Genomic DNA, 13,142 nt, shown 5'->3' with positions numbered 1-13,142 from the left:
CGTGGATCCCCACCCTGCGCGACGAAGTCCGGCACCACGCGGTGGAAGGTGATGCCCCGGAAGTAGCCCTGCTTCGCGAGCGCCACCAGGTTGCCGCCCGTGAGCGGCGCGTCGCGCTCCAGCAGGACGGTGATGTCGCCCTTGCGCGTGCGCAGCGTGAGCGTCGTGCCCGGCGGCGCGGCCGGTGGCCGGTACGTGTCCTTGGGCAGCTCCACGTTGGCGGAGCGCACCGGGGCGCCCGTCAGCGCCGTGAGGGATTCGGCCGCGACGCGGCGCACGTTCGCGTGCGGGTGGTGGAGCCACTCGCGCAGGCGGGGTTCGGCCGCCCTTCCCTGCAACGCGACGAGCGCGCCCGCCACCGACTCCGCGAGGTCCGGCTCCCGGGGCACCCTCGCCGCCAGGGCCTCCACCGCGGGCAGTGCTTCGGTGTCCTGCAGCTTGCCCGCCGTGGACGCGGCGAGCGCCGCCACCACCGCGTCGTCTCCCGCGATGAGGGCTCGGACTGGCGCTTTGGCTTCCGGCACCGGACGTTCGGACAGCGCGTCCAGCGCCGCGCCTCGCACCAGGGGACTGGCGTGGTCCAGCAGCGGCACCGCGAAGGCTGCTCCGGGCGTCGGGGATGCGGTGTTCGGCGGCGATGCAGCAGCGGACACCGGGGCACCCTTGTTCGGCGCCGAGGCAGCCGCGAGCACCGGGGTGAACTTCGCCACTTCGTGCAGGCCCAGGGACAGCCGCCGGGGTTCGGACACGCGGCCGAAGCCGCACCCTTGCACCTGCGTCAGTTCGCCGGTCTGACGGTCCATCGCCGCCGCGACCCGGCAGTCCAGCCACGCGAGATCCGCGTGTGCTTCCTCGGACGTGGCGACGCGGTCGGCCTCCGCCAGCGCGCGCCGGAGGTTGATCCACAGGGGCTGAGCGCTCACCGGCAGGCCCTGCTGCGCCACCGCCAGCAGTGGATGCCCCCGGGCCGCGTTTCCTGATGCCACCTGCTTCACCTGGGGCACGAGCGTGGCCAGCGCGACCAGCGGAGGACACTGGGGTCCCTCCTCGGCCTGGCACTTCGCCGCCCACTTCGCCAACGCGCGCGCCGCCTCCGCCGCCACCCGGGGTGCGGCATCCGCGAGCACCGGCGCCAACACCGGGACGTCAGCCGCTCCACCCACGTCCCCCAGCCCCTTCACGCAGAGGGCCCGCACGTCCGGATCCACATCGCCCGCGCAGCCTCGAAGCGCGGGCACCGCCTCCGGACGCTTCGCCGTCGCCAGCAGGTACGCCCCGCCGTAGCGCACCGCCTGGGGACGCGCGGACTCCGTCAGCGCCACCATCGTCGCCAGGGGGACCTGGGCCACCAGCGGTCCTCCGGCCTTGCGCGCCGCCACGCCCAGGGCCTTCGCCGCGGGCCCGGCCCACGCACCGTCGGGCGGCGACAGGCGCGCGGTCAGGACCTCCACCGCGCCGGGCGTGGCCAGCTTTCCCAGCGACTCCAGCAGCGTGATCCGCACCGTGGGCTCGGCCTCGGTGGATTCGGCCATCGTCAGCGATTCGCTCAGCGCCATCCGGGCAGCCTCCGGAAGGGGCTCCCACGACAACGCCAGCTCCCCTGCCGCGAAGGCCGCTTCGTCACGCACCGTCGCGTCCGGCGCCGTCAGCCCGACCCGCACCGCGTCCAGCGTCCTCACGTCCTGGATGCGTCCGAGTGCACGCAGCGCTCGGCCGCGAATCACCGCGTCCGGGGCCGACGTGGCGAGCCGCACGAGTTCGCCTCCTCCCAGCGAGCGGCGATCCTCCCAGTCCGCGATCCGCTCCAGGACCCGGTCCGGCCGCCCTCCCACGTCGGATGGCGGCACCACGCGCACACACGTGGTCAACAGGAGGAGGCCAGTGGACACGGCGGCGGGCAAGCGGGCCATGTCCGGAGGGGGTAGGTCAATTCCCCGCGAAAATCCAGGGGTTATGGCGCTGAACGGGTTTGACAGCCGCGCGCGAGGGCCGGGAAGATGCCGGGCCGTTCCCCCCTCCCGGAGCACCGGCCCTGAACTGCCCAGGCTGCAAGAGCAAGGTCGCGGACGACACCGCCATCTGCCCCGAATGCGACTACATCATCGACAAGTCCTTCCTCGCGGGTGCCGAGGAAGAGTCCGGGGGTGACGAGAGCACCGGGGTCGGGCCGCAGCCCAAGGCGCGTCCCTCCGCGCCGGTGCCGCGCGCACGTCCCGCACCGACGCGCTCCAAGCCGGGCGTCAAGGCCGCGACGCCGCCCGCGGGTGATGACTCCACCAACGTGCGGAGCATGGACGACATCGCCAAGGAGCGCGCGCAGCGTCCGCCCACCCGCAGCGGGCCCGCCGCGAAGGCCGCGCCCGGGCGCAGCACCGCCGCCCGCCGAGCACCAGCGCCCGTGCCCCGCGACGAGGACGACCTCGATTCCGACGGGGGCTCACCCGATCCCTGGGCCCGCGACAGCCGGGACTCCAGCCGCTCGCCCATCGAGGACCCCGAGGTCCTGCTCGCGGACGCGCGCAACTTCCTGGGGGAGCTGGAGGGCTCGGATCGCATCGCCTTCTGGGGCGCGGCGTTGGTGGTGCTCTCCTGCTTCATGCCGTGGAAGGAGACGGCCGCGGACGGTGACTTCCTGGGCCTCATCAGCCTGGGCTTCATCTCGTTCCTCTTCGCCGTGTCGACCATGGTCTTCATCGGCATCCGCGTGCGCAACGTCATGGCGTGGGTGAACCCCATGCTGCCGTGGGGCGCACAGACGGCGAGCAGCGTCATCTGCCTCGTCTGGTCGCTCATCTTCCTGAAGATCTCCTCGGACACCACGCTGGTGCCGTCACCGCTCGGCAACTCGGAGATGATGAATTCTTCACCGAGCATCGGCTGTTTCCTGGGCGTGCTCGGCGCGGTGGTGGCGCTGCTCGGAAGCCTGATGGGATTGCGGCGCCCGGCGGAGTAGCCGTCGCACGGCCCGGCGGCGAGGATTTCGCTGCCGTGCCGGCCGGGAGGCGGGCTACCGTCGCCGGCCACCATGTCCGACGCCACGCCCCTCTCCCGCCTCCTCGATGCGCTGGGCTCGGCCGTCGTGGGCCAGCCCCGCGTCCTGGCCGACCTGGTGACGGCCTTCCTCGCGCGGGGCCACGTGCTGCTGGAGGGCGTGCCCGGCGTCGCCAAGACGCTCACCGCACGCAGCATGGCCGGCGCCCTGGGCCTGTCCTTCTCCCGCGTGCAGTTCACGCCGGACCTGATGCCCGCGGACATCCTGGGCACCAACATCTTCCAGCCCCAGTCCCAGTCCTTCCGCCTGATGAAGGGCCCCGTCTTCACGGAGGTCCTGGTCGCGGATGAGATCAACCGCACCCCGCCCAAGACGCAGGCGGCGCTGCTGGAGGCCATGGAGGAGCGGCAGGTCACCATCGACGGCGTCACCCACCCGTTGCCGCCGCACTTCTTCGTCGTCGCCACGCAGAACCCGCTGGAGCTGGAGGGCACCTATCCCCTCCCCGAGGCCCAGTTGGATCGCTTCCTCATGCGCGTGCGCGTGGGCTATCCGGACGCGGACTCGGAGACGTCGCTGCTGCGCGCCTACCACCAGCGCGAGGGCAAGCCTCCCGGTGTCTCACGCGTGCTGGACGCGGCCACGCTGACGGAGCTGCAGGACCGCGCGGCCCGCGTCGCGTGCGACGACTCCATCCTCCAGTACGTCGTGCAGCTGGTGCGCGACACCCGCGCCCACCCGCGCGTGCGACTGGGCGCCAGCCCCCGCGCGGCGCAGGCCCTGCTCGCGGCGTCCAAGGCGCACGCGGCGCTCAAGGGCACCGACTTCGTCACCCCGGACGACGTGAAGGCCGTGGCCCAGAGCGTCCTCAACCACCGCCTCCTGCTCAAGGCCGAGGCGGAGGTGGAGGGCGTCACCGCGGACGACGTCCTCCGGCAGATGCTCGAACGGGTGCGAGTGCCCCGGTGAGCCTCGGGCGTCCCGTCCCCACCGGCCTCGCCGTGGCGCTGTTCGCCGGGGCGCTCGTGCCCGCGGCGCTCGCGGTGGCGAGCCCCGCCTTCGGGTGGCTGGCGCTCACGGTGGACGTGGCCGTCCTCCTCCTGTGCGCGGTGGACTTCGCCCGCGCGCCCCGCGCCGCTGACCTCGAAGCGCACCGGGAGGTGGAGCCCATCCTCTCCTCCGGCGTGGACAACCCCGTGCGCTGGGTGCTGCACGCGCGCACCGACACCCCCGTGCGCGGAGAGCTGCGCGACGAGCCGCCCCTGGACGTGGAGAGCCACGGCCACCGGCAGCCCTTCACGCTGGAAGCCGGAGCGCTCTCCACGCGCCTCACGTACCGCGTGCGCCCTCCCTCCCGGGGCGATGCGCGCTTTGGCGACGTGCACCTGCGCCTGTCGGGGCCGCTGGGCCTGTGCTCGCGGCAGGTGCGCCTGCCCGCGTCCCGGGACGTGAAGGTGTATCCGGACCTGAGCGCCCTCTCGCGCGAAGCGCTGACGCTGGCGCGGGCGTCGGAGGCCGTGTCCGCCCGCACGCAGCGCCGCAAGGCCATGGAGGGGCGCGAGTTCGAATCCCTGCGCGAGTACCGCCCCGGCGACGACTTCCGCCACATCGACTGGAAGTCCTCCGCGCGCCACGGCCACACGCTGGTGCGCACGTGGCAGCCGGAGCGCCACCAGCCGGTGCTGCTGCTCCTGGACTGCGGCCGTCACATGGCGGGCCGGGTGCAGGGGCGCCGCAAGCTGGACCACGCGGTGGACGCGGCGCTGCGACTCGCGCGCGTGAGCCTGGACGCGGGGGACGTGGTGGGCGTCGTGGCCTTCGCCAGCGACGTGCGCGCCTTCCTGCCCCCGCGCAAGGGAGCAGAACACCTGCGCCTCATCACCGAGTCCCTCTACCGCGCCGAGGCCGGCCTGGAGGAGAGCGACTACGGCCGCGCGTTCGACTTCGCCTTCGCGCGCCAGACGCGCCGCGCGCTGGTGGTGCTCTTCACCGACCTGGTGGACCCGGACGCCTCCGCCACGCTCCTCACCCGCACGCTGGCCCTGCGGCCCCGGCACCTGCCCGTCGTCGCGTCGCTCCTGGACGAGGACCTGGAGGCCGCCGCCACCGACGTGCCCGGCGACGCGACCGCCGCCTACGCGCGACAGGCCGCGCAGCGCATGGAGGCCGAATACCGCCGCACCGCCACCACGCTGCGCGACGCGGGAGCCCTGGTGGTGCGCGCGCCGGCACGCGCTTTCGGGGCCGCGGCGCTCAACATGTACCTGGACGTGAAGGCGCGCGGACGGCTCTGAAACACGCGCGTGTTCGTGGAGCGCGCCAGACGCATTCGTCAAGACCTTTGGACATGCATCGGAACATTTCACCGCACGCGTGAGCGCGCGCGAAAACGCTCCGCCGAACAGCGTCCTTGCCAATCGCGCGGAGGCCGAGTTTTCGGCCTCGCGGAGGACCCCCTTTACAGATGCGGATCGCTCAAGAGAATGGCGCGCCTCAATCGTCCGCGCACGTGCGCGAGCGCTTCAAACCACGGATGGGAGGCGGGACTTGGCGGAGGTCGCGAGGGGTTTGAGGGTGCAGGTGGAGGCGGACGCCGCGGCTGTCGCGGCCCGGGCCGCGGAAGAACTGGTCGCGGCGGCGCTGACGCCCTTCCACGAGCGGCTGCTGGCGGAGGAGCTGCTCGCGCGCAGCGGTGACACGCAGCAGCGGCTGGCCAACGCCCTGTCCGAAGCGAAGGTGGACCTGAACCCCCACCAGGTCGAAGCCGCGATGTTCGCGATGGACGCCCTGTCGCGCGGCGGCTGCATGCTCGCGGACGAGGTGGGCCTGGGGAAGACCATCGAGGCGGGCCTCGTCGTGGCCCAGCTCATGGCGGAGGGCAAGAACCGCATCCTCATCCTGGCGCCCGCCGTGCTGCGCGCGCAGTGGAACGCGGAGCTTCGCGAGAAGTTCGACCTGGACAGCGTGCTGGTGGACGGCCGCCACGTGCGCGCCCACAACAACTGCTTCGATCAGCCCTTCCCCGTCATCTGCTCGCACCCGTTCGCCGCCAACCGCGTGAACCTGCTGGCGGAGATTCCGTGGGATCTGGTCATCATCGACGAGGCCCACCGGCTGCGGAACGCGCACCGGCCCAACAACAAGATGGGACAGGCGCTGCGCGCGGGACTCGCGGGCCGGCCCAAGCTGCTGCTCACCGCCACGCCGCTCCAGAACAACCTGATGGAGCTGTTCGGCCTGATGTCGCTCCTGGACGAGCAGATATTGGGGCCCGAGCACGCCTTCCGCAGCCGCTACCGCGCGGATGAAGGCGGCGGCATGACGGAGGCCGCCGCCTGCGAACTCAAGGAGCGACTGGCCCCGGTGGTACAGCGCACGCTGCGCCGTCAGGTGCGCGAGTACGTGCGCTACACGAACCGGCGCAGCATCGTGGAGGACTTCAACCCGTCCCCCGAGGAGCACGACCTCTACGAGAAGGTCAGCGAGTACCTCCAGCGCTCCGAAGTGGCGGCCATCGAGCCCGGCAAGAAGACGCTGCTGACGCTGTGCTACCGCAAGCTGCTGGCCTCCTCCACGTTCGCCATCGCGCCCACGCTGCGAAAGCTGTCGGAGAACCTCCAGAAGCGCCTGGAAGCGGCGCGGCTGGGACAGCAGGCCCTGGCGCTCTTCGAGCCGGAAGAGGCCAAGCAGTTCGTGGAGGAAGGCGAGGAGTGGTCCGACGACCCCGCCAAGGCCCCCGCCGTGCGCACGCTGGAGCAGGAGGTCTGGGAGCTGCGGCAGTACGCGGACCTCGCGGACTCCATCCGGATCAACGCCAAGGGTGAGGCGCTCAAGCGCGCTTTGGATCGCACCTTCGCGGTGATGCGCACGCACAGCTGGCCGGAGAAGGCGCTCATCTTCACCGAGTCCAAGCGCACGCAGCAGTACCTGTTCAACCTGCTGTCGGAGCATGGCTACCAGGACAAGATTTCACTCCTGTCCGGGGACTCGGGCAGCACGCCCGAGGAGCGCAAGGCGCTGGTGGATGACTTCCGCAACCGCACGCAGATCCTCATCTGCACGGAGGCCGGCGCGGAAGGCTTGAACCTCCAGTTCTGCAACCTGGTCGTGAACTACGACCTGCCCTGGAACCCGCAGCGCGTGGAGCAGAGAATCGGCCGCTGCCATCGCTATGGCCAGCAGCGCGACGTGCTGGTGGTGAACTTCCTCAACCGGCAGAACGCGGCGGATGCGCGCCTGTTCGAGCTGCTGGAGAAGAAGCTCAACCTCTTCGACGGCGTCTTCGGCGCGTCGGATGAAATCCTGGGCGCGCTGGAGAGCGGCGTCGACTTCGAGCGGCGCGTGCTGGACATCTACCAGTCCTGCCGCAACCCGGCCGACATCAACATCGCCTTCGACAAGCTGCGCGAGGAGCTGGAAGGCGCCATCACCCAGCGCATGACGGAGATGAAGTCCGCGGTGCTGGAGCGCTTCGACGGCGACGTGCGCCGCCGGCTGCGCGTGGCCGGAGACCAGGCCAAGGAGGTGGTGGCCCGCCGCCAGCAGGAGGCGCGCGCCCTCACCGGCTCCGTGCTGGGCAGCCGCACCTCCGGACGGCTCCAGGTGGCCAAGGCCGCCTACGCCGTGCGCGACCGCACCCAGGACGCCGTCAGCTACCTGCAACTGGACGCGGCGAGCCTTCCGTCCCGGCTGGCGCGGCTCGCCGGCTGCGAGGGCTGGTGGTTCGCCTACAAGTTCGAGATCACCGGCCTCAAGCCCGAAGAGAAGCTGGTGCACCTGGTGCTGGTGAAGGACCGCGACGGCGGCTTCCGGGCCCTGCCGCTGACGGACGGTGTCCACTTCACGAAGCTCGAGGCCAAGGAAGAGAAGCGCCGGCAGCCCGCGCCGGTGTCCGTGCAGCTCATGCAAGAGCAGTCGCTGATGACGGCCAAGGATGAGCTGATCCGGGCCGCCGAGCGCCGCAATGCCCTGGAGCTGGACAAGGCCCGCGAGCGCGCGGACCGCTACGTCGAGGACTGCCTGATGGAGTCGCGCGAGGTGGTGGAGGCCGCGCGGCAGACGTGGATCGACGCGCGCAAGGAAGTCGCGGGCGTGGAAGACACCGCGGAGCGCGCGAAGGCGCGGGCGCACTCGGACCGGATGGAGCGCGAGTACCGGCGCAAGCTGGCGTCGCTGCGCAACGAGGAGGAGAAGCGCTACGCGTCCAAGGACCGGCAGATGGCGGAGCTGGCCCAGAAGGGGCGCGTGACGGAGAAGCGCACCCTCATCGCCTCCGCGTACTTCTGGCTGTCCTGACAGGTTAGAGCGGCTTGAGCCGCACCCACGTCGCGCCCCAGCCTCCGTCGCCTTCCGAGGCGCTCCGGAAGCTTTCCACCTCCGGCAGCGTGGGCAGCAGGGCCTGCACGGTGCGCCGCAGCGCGCCCGTGCCCTTGCCGTGGATGATGCGCACGTCGAGCACGCCCTTCTGCCGGCACGCCCAGAGGTACTCGGTGACGAGTTCCTTCACCTCACGGGGCTGGAAGAGGTGCAGGTCGAGGTTGCCATCGACCGGAATTTCTACCGCCTCGCCCTCATCGGGCGGGGGCTCCGGCCCCTCCGGAGGCAGGGACAGGGGTGGTTTTCGCCGGGACACCGTAGCGAGCCTCCTCCTGGCGCTTCTTCTCTTCAGCCGCCAGACGCTGCTTTTCGCGCGCGATCCGGAACTCTTCCTTGAGGCTGGTGATCTCCCCCTTGAGGGAGGTGATCTCCGTCTTCACCGCGCCCTGCCGCGGTTCGCCCCCCGCGTCCTTCGCATGCTTGCCTGCCCGCTTCTCCTCCGCGCCGGCACCGCCGGCGGAAGTCATGTGCATCAGCAGGACAGCCAGGGTCATCGCCTTCATGGGCTTTCACGTAAGCAAGCGGCGTGCTCGCGCGCAAGTCATGTCGCGTGAGCAGCGCTTCGCTGCCCGCCCTCCTCCTTGTGTGACACGACGCGTTCCGCGAGCCGGATGGCGGACAGGGGAGCGCTGCCTTCCGCCTTGTTGTTGATGGTCACGAAGACGGGCCGCTCGCGCCGCACCGCTGCCATGCACACCCGGGCCAGCACGTCGCGGGTGCCGACATCTTCGTCCACCAACTTGTTGAAGGGGGCGTAGCGGGCGCGCGCCTCCTCGTAGCCCAGGTTGGGCGGCAGCATCCAGCGCACCACCACGGCGCGGGACTCGAAGGCACGCGTGAGCTTCGCCTGACGCGCGACGGGCGGCATGTGGGCCCAGACCGCGAGCACGGGGCTGACGCCGGTGTCCGCGAGCGCCTGGGCGAAGCCCTCCGTCAGCAACTCCTCATTGCGCACCTCCACCGCGTACAGCGGGCCTTTGGGCAGCGCGCGGAAGAAGGCGTGCAGCCGTTCCACGAAGCGCGCCGGGCCGCCGAGCGAGGCCGGGTCCTGCGGGGGGAACTGGAAGACGAGCGGGCCGGCCTTGTCGCCCAGGCCCTCCAGGAAGGGCCCCACCACGTGGTCCATCGCGTAGGCGGCCTGGAGGAAGCGGTCATTCACCTGCCCGCGGTGCGCGCCGTAGCGCTCGTGCACGGGGAAGCGCGCCAGCGTGCAGGCCTCGTGGGCCTTCACGAGGAAGCGGAAGCTGTCCGGCACCTGCTGGGCGTACTCGGCGAAGGCGGCGGCGGGCACGGGGGCGTAGAACGTCCGGTCGATGCCCACCGTGCGCAGCACCGGGTGGTGCGCGTAGGCGCCCAGGCCCTCCTTGGCGAGCTGCGTGGTGCTGGCCTCGTGGTCGTAGACGAGCCCCGTCCACCCCGGGAAGGTCCACGAGGACGTGCCCAGGTAGACGCCCTGGGGAAGCTGCTCGCCCAGCAGCCGCAAGTCGTCGGACACCGGGGCCGGGGCCAGCGGCTGGGTGCGCCGGCGGGACGACACGGGGGCTTCCTCCAGCGCCCCGGTGAAGAGGTCGAACTGGGCGGGTCGTCGCGAGGCACTCATGCAGTCAGCTCCCTTCCTACGGAGGTCCGGGTCAGTCCCTGGGAGTAATCCCGAAGGCCACACAATGCAGGAGGTTGCCTCGAATCCAGGTGACGTTCCAGGTTTCCGGCACGCCCAGCAGGCAGCCGGCCCCCCTCGGAGAAGGCCAGGGGACGGGTCCCCGCCTCCAGGCGCTGGCTCCCATGTCCTACGCCGTGAGCGCTTCCAAGCCAGACGCGCTCTGTCCAGAGAGCCACGGCGGATGTCTGGGATTGGCCCTGCGCGCAAGGCCCGGCGGGCGGACAACCTGGAGGGTGGGTGGGTCAACACACGTCCTCCCCCCTCCTGCGAAGCCTGTCGTTTCGCGGTAAGCTCATGAAACCTTTGAAGCCCTTCATTCCACTGGAAAAGTGGATTGGGGTTGCAACGGGCGGGGGGTCACCATGGACTGGTCATTGACGGCATCCCTGCTGGCGGAGCGGGACGGGCGCCCCATCGTCGTGATGGACAGGCGGGGCCGGATCGAGCTGGCCAATGGAGCGCTGACCTCGCTCCTGGGACGCCCCCGCGAGGAGTTGCTGGGCCGTCGCTGGACGGACGTGTGTACGCCGCGAGAGCTGGGCCAGGAGGTGGGACAGGCGCTGCGCGCGGTCTTCACCAGCGCGGAACACCGGCTGGAGACCGAGGTGCTCACGCGCGAGGGAGAGCGTCTGTCGGTGGAATTGGATGTCGTGGCCGTGGGCCGGCCCCCGCTGCGGCTCGTCTGCATCGTCACCCGCGCCGGGCCTCCCCTTCCCATGCCTCGGCGTGCCGTGGCCCATGGGGAACCCGGCCAGGGGCGGGACCTGAGCTATGAAATCTCCACCGAGCTGTCGACGTTCGGGACGCTCAAGGCGGTCTGGCGCGCGGACCACGTGGAGCACGACGACATGGTGGGACGCCCGTGCTTCGGCGCGTTCGCCCACCGCGACACGCCCTGCCAGGACTGTCCGCTGACCGCGGTGTCCCCCACGTCCTGGCCCCACACCATCGTCAGGCAGGCCTCCGCCGCCGGCGAGGGCTTCGAGGTCGTCACCGCCACCCCGACGAGCGCCGGCACCGCGCGGATCAGCGTGCACACGATTGGTGACACCACGCTCACCGGCCTCTTCGAGGCGAAGGTGCGAAGGCTGGCGCAGGCCGCGCGCCTGTCGGAGCGCGAAGGCGATGTCTTGCGTTACCTCGCGCTTGGACGCTCCCCCATCGACATCTCGACGGTGCTCGGGATTACCGAGCGCACCGTAAAATTCCATCAGGCCAATCTGTTGCGGAAGCTGGGCGCGGAAACACGGTTTGACCTGCTTCGCCTGTTCTTCTGACCAGGGCACCTTCCCCGCGGGACAGCTTTCGCGTTTCTGACATTGAGACATGCTGTCGACTCGACTCCGGTGTCCTGCGGGTCGGGGGGGCCGTTGCCCATGGGCAGCGCCAGGCAGCAACCATTCATCCAGACGCCCGTCGTGCGCGCCTTCGCGCAAAGGGCGCTCCGTCCGTGAGTGACACTCCGGGCTGGGACGACGTGATGCGGGAGTTCCTGCTTGAGTCCCGCGAGCACGTGCAGAGCGTCGAGGCGACGGTGTTGGAATTGGAGGCGCAGCCGGGCTCCCAGGCCCTGCTGGCGCAGCTGTTCCGGAGCCTGCACACCGTGAAGGGCACCTGCGGCTTCCTGGGCTTCACCCGCCTGGAGGGGCTGATGCACGCCGCCGAGGAGCTGCTCGGGCTGGCGCGCGACAAGCGGCTCACGCTCGACCGCGAGCGCGTGTCCACGCTGCTGGCCCTCGCGGACGTGGCGCGCGGTGCGCTGGAACACATCGAGGCGACGGGCATGGAGCCCGCGGCGGACCACTCCGCGCTGCATGCCCGGCTGGCGGGCGCGGCGGCCGCGTCCGTACCGCTGGAGGCTCCGGAGGCCCCGCCCGTGCCGGGCATCCTGCCCTGGCGCGGCTCCTCCACCGGCGTGGACTCCAAGCTGCGGGTGGACGTGGCGCTGCTGGACCGGTTGATGAACCTGATGGGCGAGCTGGTGCTGGCGCGCAACCGCATCCTCCAGTGCGCGGCGGGCCCCACGCCGGGCGCCGACCTCGTCACCGCGTCGCAGCGCCTGGATGTCGTCACCACGCAGGTGCAGCAGGTGGTGATGAAGACGCGGCTCCAGTCGGTGGGTCAGGTGTGGAACCGCTTCCCCCGGCTCGTGCGCGAGCTGGCGCTCGGGTGCGGCAAGCAGGTGCGGCTGGTCCTCCAGGGCGCGGACACGGAGCTGGACAAGACGCTGGTGGAGGCGCTGCATGATCCGCTCACGCACCTGCTGCGCAACGCCGTGGACCACGGCGTGGAGACGCCCGAGCAGCGCGTGCAGCGGGGCAAGCCGCCCATGGGGTGCGTGACTCTGAGCGCGTCGCACGAGGGCGGGCTCGTGCACCTGGGGATGTCCGACGACGGCGCGGGCATCGACGTGCAGCGCGTGCGGCAGGTCGCGGTGCAGCGGGGCCTGGTGACGGCCGACCAGTCCGCGCGGATGTCGGACCTGGAGGCGCGAATGCTCATCTTCATGCCGGGCTTCAGCACCGCGGAGCGCGTCACGTCGCTGTCCGGGCGCGGCGTGGGCATGGACGTCGTGCGCACGCAGGTGGAGCGCATTGGCGGCACCGTGGAGGTGCACAGCCGCCAGGGCCAGGGCACCACGTTCACGCTGAAGATTCCCCTCACGCTGGCCATCATCCCCGCGCTGCTCGTCACCTGCCGGGGTGACCGGTACGCGCTGCCCCAGGCGAGCCTGCGCGAGGTGGTGTGGCTGGAGCCCGACCAGGCCCGGCGCGACATCACCCGCCTCCAGGACGCCTCCGTGCTGCGGCTTCGCGGGGAATTGCTGCCGCTCGTGGTGCTCGCCTCGGAGCTGGGCGTGGGGCCCGCCGCGCCGAAGCTGGACGAGGGCGCCACCATCGTCGTGTTGCAGGCCGGTGAGCGCACCTTCGGGCTGTGGGTGGACGCCATCCACGACACCGAGGAGATCGTCGTCAAGCCGCTGTGGAAGCACCTCAAGGGGCTGGCCTGCTACGCGGGCGCGACGGTGCTGGGCGACGGGCGCGTGGCGCTCATCCTGGACGCGATGGGCCTGGGCCGCCGCGTGGGCGCCGTCAGCGAGGCCCCCACCCATGT

Annotated in this window: 10 protein-coding genes; 6 read left to right on the top strand and 4 right to left on the bottom strand. The window is 71.3% G+C overall.

The window, feature by feature from the left end:
- Positions 1 to 1,910 (bottom strand): HEAT repeat domain-containing protein (locus tag D7Y13_RS28165; protein WP_120630824.1); only part of this gene is annotated, 1,910 nt, incomplete at its 3' end.
- A gap of 59 nt (positions 1,911 to 1,969) precedes the next feature.
- On the opposite strand from D7Y13_RS28165, the gene D7Y13_RS28160 reads away from it, so the two are divergent.
- The 4 genes from D7Y13_RS28160 to D7Y13_RS28145 all read left to right on the top strand — a co-directional run bounded on the left by D7Y13_RS28160 (position 1,970) and on the right by D7Y13_RS28145 (position 8,287).
- Positions 1,970 to 2,953: a hypothetical protein gene (locus tag D7Y13_RS28160; protein WP_120583896.1), complete on the top strand. Its 984-nt coding sequence runs from the start codon at positions 1,970 to 1,972 to the stop codon at positions 2,951 to 2,953.
- A 72-nt stretch (positions 2,954 to 3,025) separates the two neighbouring features.
- Positions 3,026 to 3,961 carry an AAA family ATPase gene (locus D7Y13_RS28155; RefSeq protein ID WP_120536763.1) on the top strand — a complete coding sequence of 312 codons (936 nt, stop codon included), beginning with the start codon at positions 3,026 to 3,028 and terminating at the stop codon, positions 3,959 to 3,961.
- The gene (locus D7Y13_RS28150) at positions 3,958 to 5,286 is read left to right on the top strand and encodes a DUF58 domain-containing protein (protein WP_120583897.1); all 1,329 of its coding nucleotides are present in this window, start codon (positions 3,958 to 3,960) and stop codon (positions 5,284 to 5,286) included. Before D7Y13_RS28155 ends, D7Y13_RS28150 begins: the two co-directional genes overlap by 4 nt.
- A 253-nt stretch (positions 5,287 to 5,539) precedes the next feature.
- A complete protein-coding gene (locus tag D7Y13_RS28145; protein ID WP_120536765.1) occupies positions 5,540 to 8,287 on the top strand; it encodes an SNF2-related protein in 2,748 nt (915 codons plus the stop codon).
- A gap of 4 nt (positions 8,288 to 8,291) precedes the next feature.
- Here D7Y13_RS28145 and D7Y13_RS28140 read toward each other — a convergent pair whose 3' ends face one another.
- Genes D7Y13_RS28140 through D7Y13_RS28130 form a run of 3 tightly spaced genes read right to left on the bottom strand, consistent with a single transcriptional unit; the run spans position 8,292 to position 9,968 of the window.
- On the bottom strand, positions 8,292 to 8,624 hold the full coding sequence (locus D7Y13_RS28140; protein ID WP_120583898.1) for a Smr/MutS family protein: 333 nt from the start codon (positions 8,622 to 8,624) through the stop codon (positions 8,292 to 8,294).
- Complete coding sequence (locus D7Y13_RS28135) at positions 8,563 to 8,871, bottom strand: hypothetical protein (RefSeq protein ID WP_120583899.1); 309 nt, start codon at positions 8,869 to 8,871, stop codon at positions 8,563 to 8,565. Before D7Y13_RS28135 ends, D7Y13_RS28140 begins: the two co-directional genes overlap by 62 nt.
- A gap of 38 nt (positions 8,872 to 8,909) precedes the next feature.
- Entirely contained in the window at positions 8,910 to 9,968 is a 1,059-nt protein-coding gene (locus D7Y13_RS28130) for a DUF72 domain-containing protein (RefSeq protein WP_120583900.1), read from the bottom strand.
- Between the two features lie 422 nt (positions 9,969 to 10,390).
- On the opposite strand from D7Y13_RS28130, the gene D7Y13_RS28125 reads away from it, so the two are divergent.
- A complete protein-coding gene (locus tag D7Y13_RS28125) occupies positions 10,391 to 11,305 on the top strand; it encodes a PAS and helix-turn-helix domain-containing protein (protein ID WP_120536769.1) in 915 nt (304 codons plus the stop codon).
- A 173-nt stretch (positions 11,306 to 11,478) separates the two neighbouring features.
- The coding region (locus tag D7Y13_RS28120; protein WP_147452507.1) for a chemotaxis protein CheA at positions 11,479 to 13,142 on the top strand (1,664 nt) is incomplete at its 3' end.

The sequence above is a fragment of the Corallococcus praedator genome (assembly GCF_003612125.1).
Classification (GTDB): Bacteria; Myxococcota; Myxococcia; order Myxococcales; family Myxococcaceae; genus Corallococcus; species Corallococcus praedator.
This window is presented reverse-complemented; position numbering and strand designations above follow the sequence as displayed.

What these genes read in the sequence shown, in the direction of transcription:
- D7Y13_RS28125 (WP_120536769.1), top strand. Translation starts at nt 10,391, where the DNA reads ATGGACTGGTCATTGACGGCATCCCTGCTGGCGGAGCGGGACGGGCGC.
- D7Y13_RS28135 (WP_120583899.1), bottom strand. Translation starts at nt 8,871, where the DNA reads ATGAAGGCGATGACCCTGGCTGTCCTGCTGATGCACATGACTTCCGCC.
- D7Y13_RS28130 (WP_120583900.1), bottom strand. Translation starts at nt 9,968, where the DNA reads ATGAGTGCCTCGCGACGACCCGCCCAGTTCGACCTCTTCACCGGGGCG.
- D7Y13_RS28155 (WP_120536763.1), top strand. Translation starts at nt 3,026, where the DNA reads ATGTCCGACGCCACGCCCCTCTCCCGCCTCCTCGATGCGCTGGGCTCG.